This window comes from Paenirhizobium naphthalenivorans, from assembly GCF_007992095.1.
Lineage (GTDB): Bacteria > Pseudomonadota > Alphaproteobacteria > Rhizobiales > Rhizobiaceae > Allorhizobium > Allorhizobium naphthalenivorans.
The window spans coordinates 57514-77198 of record NZ_BJZP01000023.1 but is presented as its reverse complement, the minus strand read 5'-3'; the positions used below and the strand labels follow the sequence as shown (position 1 = coordinate 77198).

At 57.8% G+C, this 19685-nt stretch carries 18 protein-coding genes and 1 pseudogene; 12 read left to right on the top strand and 7 right to left on the bottom strand.

Going from position 1 to position 19685, the window contains the following annotated elements:
- Nucleotides 1-295: 295 nt before the first annotated feature.
- The 5 genes and pseudogenes from RNA01_RS18455 (at nt 296) to RNA01_RS24140 (ending at nt 4965) form a co-directional block, all read left to right on the top strand.
- Entirely contained in the window at nt 296-901 is a 606-nt protein-coding gene (locus RNA01_RS18455) for a recombinase family protein (RefSeq protein ID WP_003501158.1), read from the top strand.
- Between the two features lie 16 nt (nt 902-917).
- The gene (locus tag RNA01_RS18450; protein WP_003501156.1) at nt 918-3887 is read left to right on the top strand and encodes a Tn3 family transposase; all 2970 of its coding nucleotides are present in this window, start codon (nt 918-920) and stop codon (nt 3885-3887) included.
- A 30-nt stretch (nt 3888-3917) separates the two neighbouring features.
- A pseudogene (locus tag RNA01_RS18445) lies at nt 3918-4280 on the top strand (Hsp20 family protein); the annotation flags it as partial.
- 76 nt (nt 4281-4356) lie between these two features.
- Nucleotides 4357-4656 (top strand): DUF982 domain-containing protein, encoded by a 300-nt coding sequence (locus RNA01_RS18440; protein WP_147181640.1) that lies wholly within the window; start codon nt 4357-4359, stop codon nt 4654-4656.
- 9 nt (nt 4657-4665) lie between these two features.
- The gene (locus RNA01_RS24140; RefSeq protein ID WP_235916761.1) at nt 4666-4965 is read left to right on the top strand and encodes an alpha/beta fold hydrolase; all 300 of its coding nucleotides are present in this window, start codon (nt 4666-4668) and stop codon (nt 4963-4965) included.
- A gap of 411 nt (nt 4966-5376) precedes the next feature.
- Here RNA01_RS24140 and RNA01_RS18430 read toward each other — a convergent pair whose 3' ends face one another.
- From RNA01_RS18430 to RNA01_RS18420, 3 genes are all read right to left on the bottom strand, one after another.
- Nucleotides 5377-8514, bottom strand: a complete 3138-nt coding sequence (locus RNA01_RS18430; protein WP_147181639.1) for an efflux RND transporter permease subunit — start codon at nt 8512-8514, stop codon at nt 5377-5379.
- A gap of 3 nt (nt 8515-8517) precedes the next feature.
- Entirely contained in the window at nt 8518-9666 is a 1149-nt protein-coding gene (locus RNA01_RS18425) for an efflux RND transporter periplasmic adaptor subunit (protein ID WP_147181638.1), read from the bottom strand.
- A gap of 196 nt (nt 9667-9862) precedes the next feature.
- Nucleotides 9863-10462 (bottom strand): TetR family transcriptional regulator, encoded by a 600-nt coding sequence (locus tag RNA01_RS18420; RefSeq protein WP_147181637.1) that lies wholly within the window; start codon nt 10460-10462, stop codon nt 9863-9865.
- Nucleotides 10463-10661: 199 nt separating this feature from the next.
- Here RNA01_RS18420 and RNA01_RS18415 point away from each other — a divergent pair, with 199 nt between their 5' ends.
- The 4 genes from RNA01_RS18415 to RNA01_RS18400 all read left to right on the top strand — a co-directional run bounded on the left by RNA01_RS18415 (nt 10662) and on the right by RNA01_RS18400 (nt 13997).
- Nucleotides 10662-11333 carry a hypothetical protein gene (locus RNA01_RS18415; RefSeq protein ID WP_147181636.1) on the top strand — a complete coding sequence of 224 codons (672 nt, stop codon included), beginning with the start codon at nt 10662-10664 and terminating at the stop codon, nt 11331-11333.
- A gap of 384 nt (nt 11334-11717) precedes the next feature.
- Nucleotides 11718-12551: a helix-turn-helix transcriptional regulator gene (locus tag RNA01_RS18410; RefSeq protein ID WP_284727786.1), complete on the top strand. Its 834-nt coding sequence runs from the start codon at nt 11718-11720 to the stop codon at nt 12549-12551.
- A 56-nt stretch (nt 12552-12607) separates the two neighbouring features.
- Nucleotides 12608-13012 carry a limonene-1,2-epoxide hydrolase family protein gene (locus RNA01_RS18405; protein WP_170253526.1) on the top strand — a complete coding sequence of 135 codons (405 nt, stop codon included), beginning with the start codon at nt 12608-12610 and terminating at the stop codon, nt 13010-13012.
- Nucleotides 13013-13118: 106 nt separating this feature from the next.
- Nucleotides 13119-13997 (top strand): NAD(P)H-binding protein, encoded by an 879-nt coding sequence (locus tag RNA01_RS18400; RefSeq protein WP_147181634.1) that lies wholly within the window; start codon nt 13119-13121, stop codon nt 13995-13997.
- A gap of 49 nt (nt 13998-14046) precedes the next feature.
- Here the strand turns inward: RNA01_RS18400 and RNA01_RS18395 are convergent, their stop codons facing one another.
- Nucleotides 14047-14781: an NADPH-dependent F420 reductase gene (locus tag RNA01_RS18395; RefSeq protein ID WP_147181633.1), complete on the bottom strand. Its 735-nt coding sequence runs from the start codon at nt 14779-14781 to the stop codon at nt 14047-14049.
- 48 nt (nt 14782-14829) lie between these two features.
- Entirely contained in the window at nt 14830-15033 is a 204-nt protein-coding gene (locus RNA01_RS18390; protein WP_210245775.1) for a hypothetical protein, read from the bottom strand.
- A 201-nt stretch (nt 15034-15234) separates the two neighbouring features.
- Between RNA01_RS18390 and RNA01_RS18385 the strand changes: the two genes are divergently transcribed.
- A complete protein-coding gene (locus tag RNA01_RS18385; RefSeq protein WP_147181632.1) occupies nt 15235-15816 on the top strand; it encodes a TetR/AcrR family transcriptional regulator in 582 nt (193 codons plus the stop codon).
- 124 nt (nt 15817-15940) lie between these two features.
- Here the strand turns inward: RNA01_RS18385 and RNA01_RS18380 are convergent, their stop codons facing one another.
- Both RNA01_RS18380 and RNA01_RS18375 read right to left on the bottom strand, forming a co-directional pair.
- Nucleotides 15941-16327 (bottom strand): limonene-1,2-epoxide hydrolase family protein, encoded by a 387-nt coding sequence (locus RNA01_RS18380; RefSeq protein ID WP_147181631.1) that lies wholly within the window; start codon nt 16325-16327, stop codon nt 15941-15943.
- A 62-nt stretch (nt 16328-16389) separates the two neighbouring features.
- Entirely contained in the window at nt 16390-17352 is a 963-nt protein-coding gene (locus RNA01_RS18375) for an aldo/keto reductase (RefSeq protein ID WP_147181630.1), read from the bottom strand.
- Between the two features lie 130 nt (nt 17353-17482).
- On the opposite strand from RNA01_RS18375, the gene RNA01_RS18370 reads away from it, so the two are divergent.
- Nucleotides 17483-18367, top strand: coding sequence for an AraC family transcriptional regulator (locus RNA01_RS18370; protein ID WP_147181629.1), 885 nt, complete (start codon nt 17483-17485; stop codon nt 18365-18367).
- Between the two features lie 255 nt (nt 18368-18622).
- Nucleotides 18623-19414, top strand: a complete 792-nt coding sequence (locus RNA01_RS18365) for a metallophosphoesterase (RefSeq protein WP_235916760.1) — start codon at nt 18623-18625, stop codon at nt 19412-19414.
- Nucleotides 19415-19685: the final 271 nt, after the last annotated feature.

Below are 19685 nucleotides of genomic sequence, written 5' to 3'. Positions count from 1 at the left end.
CTGTTCCTGCAAACGGGCAAGTTCTTCGCGGATTTTTGACGTTGGCTTCTTCATCGGGATGCAATCTCCAGTGATATCCGTGGAATGGTGGGATGAGAGTCCTCGATTTAGGGGCTCTGTGGTCATTTCTACATTAATACACGCTAAGGGCATTTTGCAGGTGACGGGAAACACATGATTTCCGCTCACCGTGATCGCGGGGCAAACTGGCCACGCAATAGGGCCATTTTTTGCGCGACAAACCCTGTCGGAATGTTAGGCTGTGCGGCAACACCTGATTTGAGGTTTGTCGCACATGTTGATCGGTTACATGCGGGTATCGAGTAGTGACGAGCGCCAGTCGGTTGCCTTGCAGCGCGATGCCCTGCTCGCGGCCGGGGTCGATGAGCGCCATCTCCATCAGGATCGCGCTTCCGGAGCGCGTGATGACCGGCCGGGTCTGAAGGCATGCCTCGGCGAATTGCGCGAAGGCGATGTCCTGGTCGTCTGGAAGATAGATCGGTTAGGCCGGTCACTCTCCCACTTGATCCGCATCGTCGAGGATTTGAAGGAACGTGGTGTCGCCTTCCGATCTCTCACGGAGGCGATCGACACCACGAATTCGCACGGCGCGTTTCTGTTCAACCTGTTCGGCTCGCTTGCAGAATACGAGAGAGTGCTGATCACCGAGCGGGTCAATGCCGGCCTGGCGGCGGCTCGCCGACGTGGCCGTAAGGGCGGGAGACCTCCAACGATCGATGCGGAAAAGGTCGAGCAGGTTCTAGCTGCTTTGGAAGCTGGCGCCAGCAAGGCGTCCGTGTGCCGGACGTTCAAGGTGGCGCGCTCGACCTTGATCGACACGTTGAAGCGGACTGGATGGACAGGCCCCGGCAAGACCGGCACGCCCGAAACCGTAGTTTGACGAGTGACCGTGGCTGATGGCGTTTCTCGATGAGCAATCGCGTGCCGTTTTATTCGAACCACCCGAAGCTTATGAAGATGCGCAAGCGCGCTATGCACTGACTTCCGAGGATATTGTCTTCGTCAAGGAGCATCGCCGGTCGCATAATCGGCTTGGCTTTGCGATCCAACTCGCACTGGTGCGTGATCTGGGCCGTCTGCTGCGAATAGGCGAAGTTCCACCTCAGGCGGTTGTCTCTGTTGTCGCCGACCAGCTGGGCATCGACCCTGCAGTGTTCGAGTTCTACGCCCAGCGCGACGAAACGCGCCGGGAACACGCGCGCGAGATCGTCTCTGCACTGGAGCTTCAGCCTGTCCGGACGAGTGACTATCGCGAATTGATAACGGCGGCGGCACGCGAGGCGGCGGCCACTGAACAAGGTGCGCCGATCGCCAAGGCCGTGATCGAAGCCTTGAAGGAACGAAAGTTGCTCGTTCCTATGCCGGAGCTGCTGATCCGTCTGGCACTGGCCGGCCGGGCGGCGGCGCGTCGACAAGCCTATCGCGAATTGATCCGGGATCTGGAGCAGCCTTCGATCGAGGCGCTTGATCAGCTCCTCGCTGAGCGGGCCGGCGATCGGAGCCACCTTGGCTGGATTGCGGAAGCACCTGAAGGGGCGAAGCTGAAGAACCTCAAAGGCTTGATCGCCCGCCTCGAGGTATTGCGCTCAGCCGCCATTCCCGACGACCGTCGCAAGACGATCCATGCCAATCGCTACGGCATCATCGCCAGGGATGCACGCATTCTGCATGCCCGGGAGATACGACGCCTGACATCCGAACGTCGCTACGCCACGCTGGCCGCCTTCGTCATCGAGAGACAGGCGTCGATCACCGACCTGACGATCGACATGTTCTGCAAAATGATTGGGAGCAACCGCCGCAAGGCCGAGATCAGCCGCACGGAACGCCGGCTAAAAGAGGCCGAGGTTCTTGATGGGGTGGCGCTTGAGCATCTCAAGCTCGGCGAGGCGCTTCTGGCCGCTCGTGCGAGCAAAACCGATCTTGCATCGGCGATCGCAGCCTCCCTCGGCTGGGACGGATTGGTCGCCAGCATGGCGGCAGCCAGATCTGTCGTCCACCCTGATCGCAGTAACGAATTCGACGAGCTCATCAAGCGGCACAAATCGTTGCGCAAGCTGGGCAGACTGATGTTCCGCACGTTCTCGTTCCGGTCGTTTCGTGCTGATGATCCGATCCTTGTAGCAGTGGACCATCTGCGCGCGCTCTATGGCGGCCGGAAATTGCCGGCGCAGGTGCCGCTCGCCTTTCTGACCCGCAAATGGCGACGCTGCGTGCGCCCGAACAGTGCCGATATCGACCTGCGCGCCTGGGAAGTGGCGGTCCTCGTTCACCTGCGAGAGCGTCTGAGGGCCGGTGACATCTGGGTCGAAGGCAGCCGGGCATGGCGCAGTTTCGAGGATTATCTTCTGCCTCGGCCGATCTTCGAGCTGATGCGCGCCGAGGGGCGGCTCGGGCTCGCACTCCCCGACAGCTTTGCCGAATGGCGAGCAGAACGGACCGCCACGCTCGATGCGAAGCTGAAAGAGCTGGCAAAGGCGGCGGCTGCCAATGCTATTCCGGATGCAGCGATTTCCGACAAGGGCCTGTCGATCTCGCCGATCCGCGAGGAGGAGCGCGACAGCATCGTCGCGCTCAGCCGCCGACTATATGTTCTGGTGCCACGGATCAGGATCACCAGCCTGCTTGCCGAGGTGCAAAGCTGGACCAAATTCCTCGACAGCTTCACGCATTATCGTACCGGTGAGACGGCAAACGACGAGGCAGCGCTGATGGCAGCGATCCTTGCCGACGCCACCAATGCCGGAGCCGAACGTATGGCGGAAAGCTCACGCGGCGTCACGATCCACCAGATGATGCTGATGGTGGACAGGCATATGCGATCGGAAACCTACGCCACGGCGACCGCCGTGCTGGTCGATGCGCAGCAGGCCCATCCCTTTGCCGCGATCTGGGGTGACGGCCATATCTCCTCCTCGGACGGACAGTTCTTTCCGGCTGGCGGGCGTGGCGAAGCCAGCCTCGACTACAATGCAAAATACGGCAAGCGACCGGGGGCGTCGATCTATGGCTTCCTGTCCAACCGTTTTGCTTCCTTCTTCTCCCGCATGATCCAGGCATCCGAGGGCGAAGCCCCCTACGTTCTCGACGGCCTCCTTCACAACGAAAGCTCCGTCGAAATCTATGAGCACGCAACCGATACCGCTGGCGCCACCGAAACGACGTTCTCCATGTTCCACGCCTTTGGCTACAGGCTCATTCCCCGTATCCGCAATCTCGGCAATCGCAGGCTCTTTGTCATTGATCGCGATCCGGCTTACGAACCGCTCGACGCGCTGATCGCTGGAACCGTCAACATGGATGTCGTCGAGCACCACTGGGATGAGGTCTTGCGGCTGAAGGCTTCGATCGCTGCAGGTTTGGTGCCGCCTTCCGTCATCCTCAAGAAGCTGGCAGCGTCGCCGCGACAAAACCGGCTGAACCAGGCCCTGCGCGAAATGGGCCGGATAGAACGCTCGATCTTCATCTGCGACTGGCTGCTCGATACGAAACTGCGCCGCAGATCGCATGCGATCCTCAACAAGGGTGAAAGCCGTCATGCTCTCGCACGCGCCATCTTCCTCCACCAGCTCGGCGAATTGCGCAACCGCGTCGCCGAAACCATGGCTTACCGCGCGTCCGGTCTTAACCTCGTCGTCAACGCCATCATCCTGTGGAACACTGTCTATCTCAGCCGTGCTGTCGATTATATCAGCAGTCAGGGTATTATCATTCCGGACGAGCTGCTCTCCCAGGTCGCACCACTACCATGGGCGCATATCGCGCTCACCGGCGACTACCTCTGGAACGAAATTGACCGACCCCTCGAACGCTTCAGGCCAATCCGGGCTAACCGCTTCAATCCAAACAACTTCAAATTCCCTTAGCGTGTATTAATGTAGAAATGCCCACGGAGCCCCTATGACATCGTCAAAACGGGTGAAGACAAGTACCGTATCTCGATCGCGGTTGCGGGATTCGCCCAGGACGATCTCGACATCAGTTACCAATCCAATCTGCTGACCGTCACCGGCAAGAAGGAGGAAGCGCCCACAGATGGTTACCTGCATCGCGGCATTGCCGGTCGTCCGTTCGAACACCGCTTCGAACTCGCTGACCATGTCCGGGTGAACGCCGCCGATCTAAGCAATGGGCTCCTGTCGATCGAGCTTGTCCGTGAGATCCCTGAGGCCTTGAAGCCGCGGAAGATCACGATCCAGAGCACACCTGCTTTGACCTCTGTCGCTCCAGCGCAGATCGAGGCGCAAAAGGCGGCTTGATATCTACGCTTACCACTGGATCAGGGCGCCGTCTGGACGGCGCCCGTCAACATTCCGGGTTGGAAAGGAGAAAGCAATGAAACCCGATATGTTCAGAAAACCTGTCACCATTCTCGTCGGTTTGGGCTTGCCTGCGGAAGTTCACAGCGTCATGGACGCCTACCGACACCTTGTCGAGTGGCCGACCTCGTTCAGGGACGCGGCCCACTCTATTGCCCTGAAAGCATGTCAGGCGGCGCTTCGCGGTGAAATCGAAGCGGAGACGGCGCGCGGCCTGTTCGCAGCCTTCGCGGAAAAGCATGAGCTTCTTGCACCTGAAACTTCAGCGATCACGGCTTCTCGTATGCGAAGCGACAGCGGTCCCCACGTGCAGTGAGGTGGTTTCATGAGAGACATCACGTTGCAGCAGGCGGTCGACAGTGCAGTGGCGATGGGACCGACTGTTCTGATGCGAGGTACGCCGCTTCGCCGGCCGACCGATGTGGTGAAAGCGCCATCCCTGTCGATCGATGACAAACGGACGATCCTTGCCGCCTGGGCGTCCGATTTCTACGCAGTCAAATCGAAACCGGTGCGTCGCATCCCTAACGCGCAGCTCGTCCTTTACCCCGACGCCGGGCATGGCGGCATCTTCCAGTATCACGACGCCTTCCTGGCTAAGGCCAAGGCCTTCCTCGACGCTTGAACCATTCGAACACCTCCCGCACGATCGCTTGGGCATATTCTCCGCTGTCCGCGCCTGCGATATCGACGCAAGATGGGGTGAGCTTGACGCTCACCTGAAATTAAACACCTACATTAAATAGACCCCATTTTGGTCTTTGGTGGGAGTGAACCCTGTGCAGAGGCGCAAAACTGAAGTTGAGTGCAGACTTCAGAACGCAGTTTAACGCGGCTCGCGAGCGTTCGAATCTCCTGGTGAGGCTTATGGTAGTGGCCTGCGGGCTCCGTGTTGGTCGATGGGGCCGCGCTTCATGCAATGAGCGTATGGACTTGGTCGCCTGAGTTCCGCCGGTTCATAGACACCGTAGATCTTACCGGAGCAACTGAGCTCCCGCAGAAAAAGAGCGTTCCGGGTCGCCCCGGAACGCGCGCTTCAATTGATGTCGGTTACAGCAGGCGCCTTGCGTCTGTGGAATACTCTATTCACGACGACGAAGAAGACCGGTACGAAGATGATCGCCAATAACGTTCCGGTTACTGTGCCGAAGAAGGTGGCAAAGCCGATCGCGTGACGTGCGCCGGTCCCGGCGCCGGTGGAGATGATCAAGGGCACGACACCGAGGCCGAACGCAAGGGATGTCATGAGGATCGGGCGGAACCGCAGTTTCGCGGCTTCACCTATGACCTCCACGGCCGAGGCACCTGTCTTTGCCATTCGCTCACGTGCGAACTCCACGATCATAATGCCATTCTTGCCGGTTAGGCCTACCACCGTAAGAAGGCCGACCTGAAAGTAGACGCCATTGGACTGCCCGCCGATCCACGCACCCAGGAGTGCTCCGAGGATGCCGACGGGCATGGCCATAAGGACCGCAATAGGGATCGTCCAGCTTTCATAGAGAGCCGCAAGGCACAGAAACATAGTCGCCAGCGCCAAGGCATAGAGAGGCAGCGCACCAGCGCCCGCTTCCTTTTCTTCAAGCGATTGCCCGGTCCACTGAAGACTGAACCCTTTGGGTAGGTTGTCGGCGAGCCTCTCCATCTCGGCAATCGCATCACCTGATGAGAAGCCGCTGGCGGGAGACCCTTCCAGTTTCATCGCGGGGAGGGCGTTGTAGCGGCTGACCTGTTGCGGCCCAAAGATCCAGTTCTGGGTGGCGAAAGTCGAAAAATCGACGAACTGCCCGTTGGCATTTGAGATGCGCCACAACGAGAGATCCTCAGGACCCGTACGGGCGTGTGGTTCGCCTTGAACATAGACGCGCTTCATTCTCCCTGCGTAGAGGAAATCATTGATATAGGAGCCAGACCAGACGGTCGTCAAAAACGAGCCTACGTCTGCTGCGGTAACGCCAACGGCACCGGCTTTGCCCCAGTCGATGTTCAGTTCGAATTGTGAAGCGTCCTCCACGCCGGTCGGTCGGACGGCGGTGAGCTTATCGCTCTTTGCGGCCAACCCCAGAAGCATGTTGCGGGCCTCGAGAAGCTCTTCATGCGTCTGGCCAGATTCGGCCTGAAGAAAGGCCGTAAAGCCATTGGAGTTACCGAGTTCCAGCACCGGCGGCGGCACAATCGGCACCACAATCGCTTCCTGTATGCCACCCATTAACGGTCCGAATGCGCGGGCGGCTATGGCCTGCGCCGAGTTATCTGGGCCTTCACGAACTGACCAGTCTTTGAGTTTGACGAACATCATGCCCATGTTCTGACCCTGGCCAGCAAACGAAAAACCCTGGACAGAAAAGACGGATTCGACATTCTTGCTTTCAACCGAGGTGAAATAACCCTCTACCTTGCGAAGAACCTCTTCGTTCTTTTCGCTAGTCGTTCCAGGTGGCGTCTGAACGATTGCGAACAGTGTTCCCTGGTCTTCATCCGGAAGGAAGGATGTTGGCGTGCGCTGATATAACACGACCATCACGGCGGCCAGGAGCAGGTAGACCATCAGCATTCTCAGCGGACGCTTGACCGAAAACCCGACGACGCTGCCGTAGCCGTCTGTGAGCCTCGAGAAGTAGTGCTCGAACGCATTCGTGAAACGCGAGGCAATGCCCTTCTTGTTCTCTGAGGAATGCGGTTTTAGCAAAGTGGCACAAAGGGCAGGCGTGAAGATCATCGCCACGACGACGGACAGCCCCATAGCGGAGACGATCGTCACGGAGAACTGCTTGTACATTTCCCCGGTTGACCCGCCGAAAAAGGCCATAGGCACGAACACTGCGGAAACGACCATGGCGATACCCACGAGCGCTCCTGAAATTTCCGTCATGGATTTCTTAGTAGCTTCCTTTGGCCCCAGATGCTCGTCGCGCATGATCCGCTCGACGTTCTCGACAACGACGATTGCATCATCGACCAGAAGGCCGATTGCAAGAACCATCGCCAACATGGTCAAGGTATTGATAGAAAAACCCAGCAGCGCCATGATGCCGAAGGTGCCAAGCAGAACGACCGGGACCGCCAGCGTCGGGATCAGGGTGGCCCTGATGTTGTGCAGAAACAGCAGCATGACGAGGACGACGAGAAAGATAGCCTCGACCAGAGTATAGACGACCGCCTCGATGGACAGCGAAACAAAGGGCGTCGTGTCATAGGGGATCATGTAGCTGACACCCTCCGGCATTGTTTCGGAGAGCTGCTCAATACGAGCTTTCACGAGTTCGGCAGTTTCTAGCGCGTTCGCGCCAGACGCGAGCTGGATCGCCATACCAGATGATCCCTTGCCATCGTAGTAGCTCGTGATTTCATAATTCTCGGATCCGAGTTCAGCGCGCGCAACGTCTCGGAGCAGCACCATCCCGCCATCCGTATCCGCGCGCAGCACGACTCGTTCGAAATCGGCCGGCGTTTTGAGAAGCGACTGAGCCGTCACCGTTGCATTCAGACTCTGGCCCGCCGGAGATGGCATTGCGCCAAACGATCCGGCGGATATCTGAGCGTTCTGGGCTCTGATGGCTGCAGTTACCACGGAGGGGGAGATATCGTAATATTTCAGCTTTTGCGGGTCGAGCCAGATCCGCATCGCGTATTCCGATCCGAACACCTGGACCTTGCCCACGCCCTTCAGGCGGGAGATTGGCTCCACCATATAGGAGTTCAGGTAGTCGGCGAGATCGACGGCGCTGCGCGAGCCGTCTTGTGAAACGAGCGCGACGACCATGAGGTAACCGGTCGCTGATTTCTCGACAGTCACACCCTGTCGGGTGACTTCGTCCGGCAGGCTCGCCTCGGCCTGACTGAGCTTGTTCTGCACCTGAACCTGGGCAATGTCGGGGTCTGTTCCAAGGTTGAACGTCAGAGTGATCGTGGCGAGACCCGTCGATGTTGTCGCGCTATCGATGTAACGCAACCCATCGAGACCGGTCATTTCCTTTTCGATGATCTGAACGACCGTATCGGCCACAGTCTCTGCCGACGCCCCCGGATAGACGGCGCCGATCACGATGGAAGGACCCGCAATCGTTGGGTACTGCGAGACCGGGAGCTTGAGGATCGAAAGGGTGCCAAGTCCCATGATGATGATGGCGACAACCCACGCAAATATGGGGCGGTCAATAAAGAAACGGGCCACGGTTCAGTTCCCTTCTTTCGCGGGTGGTGCCTGATTGCTGGCAGTGTCGATTATTTTGACGGTCGCGCCGGGGCCGGTTTTCTGGAAGCCGGATGTGATGACGGCATCACCTTCGCGAAGACCGCTGGTTGTCACGAGTTCATTGCCCGCCGTCGTGAAAACAGTCAGCGGCCGTTGTTCCACTTTGTCGTTCGAGACGACCCAGACGGACGGCTCTCCCTTGCTGTTTCGCATAACGGCGCTCTGCGGAACGAGAATGGCATTGTCGGCTGTGGCCTGCGGAAGGTCCACCTCGACATACAGCCCTGGCAACAGCCTGTGATCGGGATTGGCGAAACTAATCCGGAGCGTGACCATCCCGGTCGTCGGCTCGACTCTGGGCTCGGCCGCCGTCAGATTGCCCTTCAGAGGGTAGGTCGTGCCATCTGGAAGGATCATGGTGGCGGTCGCACCCTTGTCGAGAGCGCCGGCACCACCGGTTGCATTCCAGCGGAGCAGGTCAGTCGCCGACTGGGTAACGTCGACGAAGATCGGATCGAGTGTCCGGATCGTGGTTAGAGGGGTCGTCTGCTGGGCTGCGACCAGAGCGCCTTGCGTGGTCTCAGACAAACCAATCGCCCCCCCGATAGGCGCACGAATAGTCGTCCGATCGAGATCAATTTCAGCGGTCGTCAAGTCAGCTTGGGCTCGCTGTAAAGCTGCGTCGGCTTTCAGCTTTTGCGCGGCTGTGTTGTCACGATTCGAAGCGGTACCGCTTTGTTTTTCAAAAAGATCAGCTGCGCGCCTGGCTTCGATGACTGCCAGATCGTAGTTGGCCTGTGCTTCCGCGACTGCGGCCTTGGCGGATGCGACGGCGCTGACATAGTTCTCATCATCAATCTTGTAGAGGTCCTGTCCCTTTTCCACGGACGCGCCTTCTTCAAACAGCCGTTCACGGATAATTCCGGAGATCTGCGGACGCACCTCCGCTTGAGTTGACGCCTTGATCCGACCTGGCAGCCGAGCCGTCAGGGTATATTTGACCGGTTTCACTGTAGCGACGGTGACTGAAGCAATCGGCGCATCTTGAGCTAACCCTGCCGTCGAACATGCAGAAAGCAACGCCGCAAGGACAAATCCGCGTCGGGTGTTTGTAGAGAGTGTGAGGAGCATGTCGAGCCTTTCGAAAGAACAAAACGTCAGCGGATTCCCACTACGGAGACTCGTCCTTTTATAAACATACGGAATGATTGTAAAACAGTTTTTGGTGAGAAGATCTGCGCGCGCCTTTTAACAGTACGTGACAGGACCACCCTTGCCGATCGCCGCGAAGCGTAAGCTCATTTAAGCACGTGAGTGTGGTGCTGGATCAGGCACAAGGGTTGGCGAAGCCACGCAAGACCATACGAACGAGGTCCTGCCCGTAAGGAACAAGAGGAAACTCGCTCCGTGCCAAAGCCCATTCTTCGAGGATTCCCACGACAACCGCGCTGACAGCGGAGGCAGCGCTTTTAGGTGTCCAGGGAGGCGCCAGCGCGTGATGCCTGTTGGCTTCTATAAATATCCGCTCGATTGCTTTATAAGAATCGTGCGCACGCATGTCGGCCTTGGTGTCGGTAAGATCAAGATGCATCATCAAGCGGATCAGCCCGCGCCGCCGTTCATCAGAATGCAACTCATAGAACATTGCCGAGATTGTCTGGCCTAGCAAAAGGAGTGGGTCGACGGTCGCGTTGCAATCGAGGCCGACCGCCAGTTCTTGCAAGGGCAGTTGGGCATCGTCTCTCAGAGCATAAAGAAGCCCCGCCTTGTTGACGAAGTGGAAATGTACAGCTCCCCGACTAACGCTGCTCGCCGTCGCAATTTCGTCCAGCGTTACAGTCTCATAGCCTTGCTCCAGAAACAGAAGTTCTGCAGCCTTGAGGATCTGCCGCTTGGTTTCGGCGGCCTCTTCTTTTGTTCGCTTCATAATGTTCCTCGCTGTCATGTAGTCCTACGAAAGGATGAACTCCCTTGTCAAATTCCGTCGATAGTGCGCCTCAAAAGACGACAGAAAGAGCCAAAAATCAATATTTACAAACGATCCGTACGTATGTTAACTTTTGAATGCCATCGAGGATTTCAGCATCACGCTGATTCCGCTGGATGGAGGTTGGAGGAGGTGCTGGATGGCCAGGAGTAAGTCCCGCCCGAAGAATGGTCATCCGCCGAGGCGCGCGTCGCCGCCGCGCGCCTCGGGTCTTCACTGGTTGCGAGGACTCCAATCCCAGCACAACAGCGACCGAGACAACAAGCGATTTAGTGGTGGGCACGATTGGAGACGATTAATCGCGCTTGGCGTGATCGTCGTCGATCTGACCGTGTTGGGGTTTCTTTCGTCGTCATTAGGTCGAGTGACTTGGGGTTATTGGCCCGGAATGGCTGCAATGTTCAGCGGATTGCTGATATCGATCATCATTTTTAGGATCGGTCGGCCAAAAATTTATTGGGACTGGGCTGTTCTCGGTGCGTTAGAGATTGGCATTGGCATCACGTTGAAAACGGACCCCTTGCTCTTATCACCGCTTGGTTCACTGCTGTTTTATGGGTTGCTCGCGATGTCAGCAGTCCAATTGTACGTGATCGGTGCCTCAACGAAACCCGCAAAAGCATGGACGTGGCTGGGAGCGGGCGGCATCGCTAACATGGTCGTCACAACCCTTGGCTGCCTCGACCATTTCACGTCGAAGACTATCTCCGCCGAAACCGCAGTACTGACGACATTGATGATCATTGGCTTGTCACTGATCGGCCTTGGTACGTCTTTACGACCGAAGCGTGATACCAGCTCAATCAGCTGACGCTCTCGTAAAGTTGCAGCGTGCACCGGTCAGTCCTGGGAAGGAAAAACTATTTCTGTGAAGTCGAGCAGTTCCGTAAGTGACCCTCATGCGAACAAAACCGGCATCCATCAGTCGTTGGAGATCACGGATTGCGGGTCAACGGTTCACATCCCATCAAGGTGTGCAGCACGCCCGTGCTGGCCACCGGGCGGTAATCTGAGTATCATCTCCCCTTGCAATGCGAGATTTCGCTGTTGAATTCTCAATGGCGGCCGAAATCGAAGATTGATGAATTGTGTCGCCAAGCTAGATGAGGCTGAGTTCAATTTGATGATGACAACGTACACGGAACATCGCTCGCCCAGTATCTTGTTGTCCAGCGTCGGAAGGGATTGGACCGGGTTGGATGCCGATTTTGTGCATATCCCCCGAGGATTGTCGCATGTACCGGGCGGCGAGTTGCATCGACTCGGCATGCACTATGGACCTCCCGTCAACGCCGATTGCTCGATCGGTGGCAAACGGATGCGTCGTGTCCAGAAGCCGGGCGACATCGATATCGTTCCGGCCGGCATCGGTGGTTCATGGGAAGACGATGCCGATTGCCATATTCTGCGATTGAGCCTCCACCCTTCACTACTCAAGCACGTCGCCGAGGATATGGGCCGCGATGCCGGTAAGATCGAACTGCTCCCCAGATTTCAGGTTCGTGACGCCCGCCTCGAGGGGATTGGCCGGGCCGTAAAGGCAGATCTAGAGGCCGACACACCGTCTGATCCACTCTTCATCGAGCTTCTTGCCAATGCCTTGGCAGTCCGACTGATCGAGACTGCAAACGGCGGGTTTCCGGCTCCAGAAAAGCATGGCGAGGCGAAATTTCCGGAACGCAAGCTACGAGTTCTGACGGAGTATATCGAGGCCAATCTTGATCAAAAGCTCCAGCTTGCAGACCTTGCAGTGCTCGCCGGTGTCAGCGTCACGCGCCTGAAGGCGCTGTTTCGCAACAGCACGGGCACCTCGGTGCATCAGTATGTGATCCACCGTCGCGTTGAATATGCGCGCGCCCTGATGGGCACGACGACGATGTCGGTGAGCGAAATCGCGTTGGCAGCCGGGTTTGCTCATCAGAGTCATATGACTTCCACAATACGCCGCGTCCTTGGCCAGACTCCTGGCGAGATCGCTCGACATGCCAGTGAATTCCGCCCGAATTTGCAAAGATTGGCCCGAACCTGAGCGACCAGTGCTGTTCCACTGCATACTCCTTGCACGTCTTCAGTAAGGAAATGGCCATGTCAGCAACAACATACGAGACGGTGCTCGTTCGAGAATTCTTTGATGCCACCGTCGCGACGCCCGAAGGCTTCTGGAATTCTTTCGACGCTTACTTCGATGTGACGACGGTGTGGGAGAACGTAGGCGTCGCCAGAACCGTTGGGCCGAATGAGGCTGCTACCTTCGCTCGCGCCTTTCCTATTCCGTTCGATCACATGCGGATCGAGGACCTTGTTCTGTCCGGCGTTGGCAACCGGGTCTATGCCGAGTGGCTCGACCATTTCTGCGCACACGACGGCACGATCATCCTAACGGTCCGCGTGCTCGGCGTAATGGAGATCGAGGGCGGAAAGATCGTGCGTTGGCGTGATTACTTCGACACAGCGGGATTCGCCGCTGCTGTCGGCAAGCAGACCACTTAGGCCCCAGGCCACTTAACAAGCTCGAAATCAAAGTGCATCTGGCGTTTCCAGGCAGTTGTTCTGCATGGGCGTTACGCCGTGCGCGTCACGACAAAGGAAATGAAACATGTATGCAATCGTCGGCGCCGCCGGAAAAGTCGGTTATTCTACAGCATTGGCACTACGTAAGGCGGGCGTGCCTGTCAGGGCGGTCCTGCGCGACGGGGCGAAGGCAGGCCCGCTGAGCGAAATCGGATGTGATATCGCAGTGGCCGATCTACAGGACCCTACCGCGCTCGGTTTGGCGGTCGCGAATGCAGACGCCGTGCAAGTGATCCTCCCACCGGACGGTGTCGGAGAAATGCGGCGGTCGATCGAAAGTCTGGCCGAGGCGCTGGAGCAGGCGCGTCCGAACCGCGTGCTGGCGATTTCCGACTATGGCGCACATGTTCGCGAAGATATCGGAATGCCCACCATGTTCCGCATTTTCGAGGAGCGCCTGCGCCAACTCGACATACCCAAGGTGTTTTTGCGATCGGCAGAACACATGCAGGGCTGGGGCCTCGTCATTCCAGTAGCGGTCGCGGCGGGCGTTCTGCCGAGCTTTCACGACCCGGTCGACATGGAGTTTCCAACGATCTCAGCGTCGGACCTCGGCTTGATCGCTGCCGATCTGCTGCTACACCCAAACGCGGGGACAGACCTGCAAGTTGTTCACGCAGAAGGGCCGCGTCGGTATACCGCCAACGACGTCGCCGTGGCGCTCGGTGCGTTGCTGGGTCGCAAGGTCTCCGCGCAAGCGGTTCCCAGATCGCAATGGCAGGAAAATTTCGAGCACGTCCTGAGCCAAAGTGCCGCCAAGCTTCTGGTCAATCTCTACCACGCTCACAACAAGGGTGGGCTAGTTGACGTCGAGCCCAGTGGCGACGTTCGTTATGGGACCGCTTCGTTAATCGACGCGCTTCGACCATTGGTTCCTTTCCGCACTATGCCCATTCCAAAGTAATCGGGACGGCAGAACGAATGCCGCCCCAGTGGCTTGAACCAACTTGGCATCAAGCCGTCATGGCCCGATTGTTGGCGATCATCGCCGCACGATTAAAGGGCACCGAACCGTCCACCATGGACCGCATGATTGCATCGCGCTTCGACGGTGCAAGACCCTCTTTCGCAACCCCTAGTGCCGCTTTTAGATCTTCGGCAGGGAGTTCCGTGCAATAGGCCGGCGTTCCCGGCTGCAGCCGCCAGGATTCGGCGATTGTGCCAGCGTCGACAGCATCAAAGCCGGTTTCGCTGACCAGGTCGGAAACCACCGCCTTTGCGGCAGGATCATCGCCTGCGATCGGAATGGCAATCCGGTCGGGCGTTCCCGACTCCGAACCACCCTCGTCGAGCGTCTGTGCCAGAAGCGCGTTCCACGTCTTGACGAGTGGGCGGCCGACTTGCTCGCTGCTCCAAAGGGTTTCCGGTTTGCCGTTGTCCACATCGGCAATCGCCTCGTCTCGAGCCGGGTAATAATTGGAGGTATCAACAACGACGGTACCGGCGGGAACATCTGCCAAAAGCGCCGCAAGTTCCGGCATCTTGGCGTAGGGGACGGAGAGAATGATCACATTGGTGTCCCTCACCGCATCTTCCTTTGTTGCAGCGATAATGTCTGTGCCCTGGACGATGTCCTGCAGGCTTTCGGGTTCTCGGGAGTTTGCAAGTTTGACCACGTGACCGGTGATCGCCAGTTTCCTCGCAAGCGATGCGCCAATGTTGCCGGCGCCGATGATGCCAATGTTCATAATAATGTCCTTTCGTTGGGAACTGGGTAGAAAGCGTTAGTATGCGGGTCAGCCGGTGACACGGGGATCAACCCCGTACTGGGGCGGCGCACCCAAATGGTCGCGTAGGGTCGTGCCTTCGTTGTCGATGTCACCCACGTGACTTGGACCATCGGTAAGAAACAGGAACTGGAGTTTGCCGCGCTCAGCGGCCTGGGCATGGCGCACCTTCGCGTCGAAACTTGTATAGCTCGTCGGATCGACCCATGGCATACGCCACGCGCCTGGCTAAGATCCATAGCCATTTCCCAAATGCATGCCGATGATCATCTGTGACGCCACGCCTTAAGCTTGTTCTCCAAAATACGACATCCGCACTGTTCTCGGCAGTCGAATATGGCTATATGGGGACTATCCCCGCTTCTCGAATAAATACGGGGAGTGTCCCCGTTATTCAAGGGCATGAGGAAAACAATGGCTGAGTTTTCGACAGACCGGCGAACGCGCAAAGACGCGCAGCATAACCGAACGCAGATTCTCGACGTTGCGCGTCAGACCTTTTCCAGTGACGGCGTTGACGTCTCGATGGACGCCATAGCCCGGCAGTCAGGGCTAGGTTCCGCCACGCTTTATCGGCATTTCCCCAACAAGGATGCTCTGTTGGCCGCACTCCTTGATGAGCATTACGAGGACATGCTGCAGAAAAAGACGGTTATCGAAGCGGAGGAAAGCGATGCTGGTCGCGCGCTGGAACGATGGATCGATGCCTTGGGCGATTGGATGTTGGTTTATGATGGCCTGTCAGAGCCGCTGAGGGCGGCGTGGTCCCGTTCAAACTCACCTTTGAAACCCACTTGCCAGAATTTGATCGACGCGACGGATACATTTCTCCGCGCCGCTCAGGGCGCGGGGCTGGCCCAGCCCGCTCTGACCGGTAGACATATCTTCGTCGGCGCGCTGGCGGTCGCATGGGCGGGGGGCACAGGTTTGGACGATCACGGTACACGAGTCGTCCTTCGTGACTTGTTCAAAAACGGGTGGGGGATGGCCTCTTGAGCGTCTAGACCCGCAATATTCTACCGCGGAATGAGATTTCAGTTTCGGTTGTGTCTATACACAGCCAGGCGAAGGAGCATGGCGACATTGGCATCTGTGGGTGGAGCGGGGGGCGATCGACCCGTCAGCCCGCAGCGAGTTTTGTGATGGCGTTGACGTCCACGTAGTCGCGCCAGGCAACGATACGCTCACCTTCGATTTCGTAGATGCCCATCAGGCTCACCCTGCCGATCTCGCTCCCATCGGCGCGCTCGAAAATGTCCAGACGCTCGGTGAGGACCCGGTTGCCGTCCGCTGCGATCGAGAGCATCTCAATGCGAACCGTCGCAATGCCCATGGATTTTTCAAGCTCGTCGACCATCCCGATGGCTTCATCGATGCCGGTCGTGGATGAGATTCCCACATTGGTCCAAACCGTCTCAGGGGTAAACCACCGCCTGATGGCAGGCCTGCCGCCATCCTCGTCGAAGGCCGTGCAAAACTCAGATACAATTTCGATAGGGGTAATCATTTGATCTCCTTTTTTCGGATGTGGGCCGTTCGGTTATCGACCAGCCCATTTGTTGTCAGGCATCAAATCCAGGTCGGCGCGAATTCCTTGGCATAGCGTTCGCCGAAACCGCCTTCAGGCAGGATTTCCTTGGTCTTGGCCAAATCTTCCACCGTCAGCACTAGGTCGGCCGCTCCGACGTTTTCCGCGACGCGCTCCGCCTTGCGAGAGCCCGGTATCGGCACGATGTCGTTGCCCTGAGCGAGCAACCAGGCAAGCGCCAATTGCGAAACGGTGGCGCCCTTCAACGTAGCAAGCTCCTTCAACTGGCGGACAGCTTCGACGTTCCTCTCGAAATTGCCTGGCTGCCAGCGCGGATCGCCCCGGCGCATATCGCTCTCTTCCAGTTCCGCGGCCGGCTTGACCGCCCCTGTCAAAAAGCCCCGGCCGAGTGGCGAGTAGGGGACGAAGCCGATACCCAGCTCCCTTAAGACCGGGAACAGAACTTCCACGTCGCGCTCGAACACCGAATACTCGGTTTGAAGCATCGCGACCTCCTGTATGGCGTGCGCTTTACGGATCGTCAGAGGGCCAGCTTCGCTCAATCCGAAATGCTTAACCTTGCCCTCGGCAATCAAATCCTTGACGGTTCCGGCCACATCTTCGATCGGCACGTTCGGATCAACCCGGTGCTGGTAGAGCACATCGATATGATCGACACCCAGATAGCGCAGGCTGTTCTCGGTCACTTCGCGAATGTGCGCGGGCCGGCTGTCAGCCTCCCATGAGGGGGTGAAGCCGAACTTGGTTGCCAACACCACGTCGTCGCGAAAACCTTTGACGGCGCGACCGATGAATTTCTCGTTTTCGCCCCAGCCGTAAAGCTCGGCCGTATCGAAGAACGTCACGCCGAGATCATAGGCACGACGGATTGTCGCCAGCCCTGCCTCTTCGTCAGCGGAACCGTACGCCAGATGAAAGCCCATGGCGCCGTAACCGATGGCAGAGACTTCCGGGCCATTGGTGCCCAGTTTACGTTTTTGCATGAACTTACCTTTCGTTGTGTGAAAGCAATCTGGGTCATGGGAGAGGTCTTGGCCATGCCTGATGGTCCTGATAAATTGCCTGATCCCGCCGATGGGTTGATTTTTTCAGGCAATTGACCTCTGATGAGACATGGACAAACTCGATGAAATCCGCGCGCTTGCGATCCGCCATGCCGGTATCAAACATCCCGGCATGGCGCGGCTGAGTATCTTTAGCATCACCGAGCCGACCAAATTGAATGCGTTGGTTTACAACCCGATGGCGTTCATCGTGCTGCAAGGAACCAAGCGGACGTTGATCGGCGATCAGGTGTTCGAGTACGGCCCCGGACAGACCATGGTCGTAGCTGCGGAAATCACCGCGATGGGTCAGATCATAGAGGCATCGCCGGACAAGCCTTTCCTGGCGATCAACCTCGATCTCGATCCAGCAGTAATCATGAACGTGGTGCTCTACCTGTCCGAGACCCCGGAGATGCAGATGCAGCCGGGCTTCGCGTTCAGCATGGCCAATGCCGAGCTGATCGGCGCTTGGCAAAGACTGCTGGCGATGTATGAGCGTCCCAAGGAAATCCCCGTGATGGCACTCCACCTGGAGCATGAGCTGATGTTCCGGCTGATGTTGAGTCCGCATGCCGAGATGCTACGCCAGATCGCGGGCGTCGATTCCCGATTGTCTCACATTCGGCAAGCAATGGCGTGGATCCGTGAGCACTACACGCAACAACTGAGCATTGAGGACATGGCTGCGGTGGCTGGTATGAGCGAGTCCGTGTTCCACCGACGCTTCAAGGCGGTAACGGCTCTCAGTCCGCTGCAATATCAAAAGCACATCCGGCTGCAGGAAGCCCGCCGTCGCATGGTTTCGAAGGAAGCCGATGCAGCTTCTGTGTCGTTCGCTGTTGGCTATAAGAGCACGTCGCAATTCAGCAGGGAATACAAGCGCCTTTTCGGTGAGCCCCCGCGTCGTGATGCCGACATGGTGCAAACGATGGTCGAAACTGGCTTGCAATAACCTTAGAAGTGGCTGGTGCCGGCCACATTTGCTTTGATCTCTTTTGAAGAGACGCTTTGATGCCCCATCGGGTCGCACTATTCCGTTCAGGGCAGGAACGCGCGATAGGCAGGGCGGAAAATCTCGCGCCACACTCACTTTTGGTAGCGTGCCACTGCCGGCATCGCCTATAGGAATGCCACCACCGAGCTTTGGCCCTGGTCCAGTCCCCGCCGCTCAAAGTTCCGACATATTGCAAGCACAAGGGCTATCGCCATGCACCGGCTTCGCCTGCAGGAAAAAGTAGTGATACCGACCGAGAGCTTACCATCTACCGTCTATGCCATTGCCGACGTCCATGGACGCGCCGATCTTCTCGAAGCCATGCTTGGGTACATCGCCGCTCATGCGAATAATCATCAATCTAAGCCTGTCGTGATCTTTCTGGGCGATCTGATCGATCGCGGCCCTCACAGTCCGAAGGTACTCGATCAGGTCTGCTCGACACTCGATCTCTATCCGGGCTCCCGCCTCATTCTCGGCAATCATGATTTTTACCTGCGTGAGCTCCTTCGCGGTGATCTCACCTATGAGGACGCCGTCAACTGGATGGACTGGGGAGGCGTCGCGACAGTAAGCGCATATTCCAGTCGTCCGGTGCCTGATTTTGAGAATATCGCCGCCGATATCCGACGCGTCTTCCCACATCATGTGGACTTGCTGGAAAACGCGCATACGTTCATGGAAATGGGGCGCTTCTGTTTTGTTCACGCTGGAATACGTCCCGGCATCCTGCTCGCAAAGCAGGACGAATACGACTTGCGCTGGATCAGAGCCGGTTTTCTCGATCACATGGACGTCCTTGACCACGTCGTTTTACACGGTCACACGATCACAAAGTCGCTGCGGCCCGAAGTTTACTTAAATCGCATAGCACTGGATACCGGAGCGTATCGGACTGGCCGGCTGAGCGCCGCCGTCATCACGCACGATGAACTTTTACACTTTTTATGTACCGAGCTGACCGAGAGCGGTTCCATCAAGGTCGGCGAGTGGCGGCCCGACTAATCGACGGGATGGAGTGGGAAGAGTGGACCGTTGTCACGGACTGTGTCGTGAAACTCGGACGTTGGATCCGACTTTCGCGACAGACTGCAATGGAACGGTTCTCCCGTGGGCAGTCGGTCCCGCCTTCCGCTTTGCGGCGCGATGCTAAGGCTCCTGCGGCTCCCCATTTTCCGGGCGAACCGTGTCGAGAATTCCCGCTTTCCCGCCCTGTTCGGCCGGCGCGATGCTGAAAGCTCCGATGCTCTTCAATATCTTGCTCCAGGCTTTGCGC

What these genes read in the sequence shown, in the direction of transcription:
- RNA01_RS18455 (WP_003501158.1), top strand. Translation starts at nt 296, where the DNA reads ATGTTGATCGGTTACATGCGGGTATCGAGTAGTGACGAGCGCCAGTCG.
- RNA01_RS18450 (WP_003501156.1), top strand. Translation starts at nt 918, where the DNA reads ATGGCGTTTCTCGATGAGCAATCGCGTGCCGTTTTATTCGAACCACCC.
- RNA01_RS18440 (WP_147181640.1), top strand. Translation starts at nt 4,357, where the DNA reads ATGAAACCCGATATGTTCAGAAAACCTGTCACCATTCTCGTCGGTTTG.
- RNA01_RS24140 (WP_235916761.1), top strand. Translation starts at nt 4,666, where the DNA reads ATGAGAGACATCACGTTGCAGCAGGCGGTCGACAGTGCAGTGGCGATG.
- RNA01_RS18425 (WP_147181638.1), bottom strand. Translation starts at nt 9,666, where the DNA reads ATGCTCCTCACACTCTCTACAAACACCCGACGCGGATTTGTCCTTGCG.
- RNA01_RS18420 (WP_147181637.1), bottom strand. Translation starts at nt 10,462, where the DNA reads ATGAAGCGAACAAAAGAAGAGGCCGCCGAAACCAAGCGGCAGATCCTC.
- RNA01_RS18415 (WP_147181636.1), top strand. Translation starts at nt 10,662, where the DNA reads ATGGCCAGGAGTAAGTCCCGCCCGAAGAATGGTCATCCGCCGAGGCGC.
- RNA01_RS18405 (WP_170253526.1), top strand. Translation starts at nt 12,608, where the DNA reads ATGTCAGCAACAACATACGAGACGGTGCTCGTTCGAGAATTCTTTGAT.
- RNA01_RS18400 (WP_147181634.1), top strand. Translation starts at nt 13,119, where the DNA reads ATGTATGCAATCGTCGGCGCCGCCGGAAAAGTCGGTTATTCTACAGCA.
- RNA01_RS18395 (WP_147181633.1), bottom strand. Translation starts at nt 14,781, where the DNA reads ATGAACATTGGCATCATCGGCGCCGGCAACATTGGCGCATCGCTTGCG.
- RNA01_RS18390 (WP_210245775.1), bottom strand. Translation starts at nt 15,033, where the DNA reads ATGCCATGGGTCGATCCGACGAGCTATACAAGTTTCGACGCGAAGGTG.
- RNA01_RS18385 (WP_147181632.1), top strand. Translation starts at nt 15,235, where the DNA reads ATGGCTGAGTTTTCGACAGACCGGCGAACGCGCAAAGACGCGCAGCAT.
- RNA01_RS18380 (WP_147181631.1), bottom strand. Translation starts at nt 16,327, where the DNA reads ATGATTACCCCTATCGAAATTGTATCTGAGTTTTGCACGGCCTTCGAC.
- RNA01_RS18375 (WP_147181630.1), bottom strand. Translation starts at nt 17,352, where the DNA reads ATGCAAAAACGTAAACTGGGCACCAATGGCCCGGAAGTCTCTGCCATC.
- RNA01_RS18370 (WP_147181629.1), top strand. Translation starts at nt 17,483, where the DNA reads ATGGACAAACTCGATGAAATCCGCGCGCTTGCGATCCGCCATGCCGGT.
- RNA01_RS18365 (WP_235916760.1), top strand. Translation starts at nt 18,623, where the DNA reads ATGCACCGGCTTCGCCTGCAGGAAAAAGTAGTGATACCGACCGAGAGC.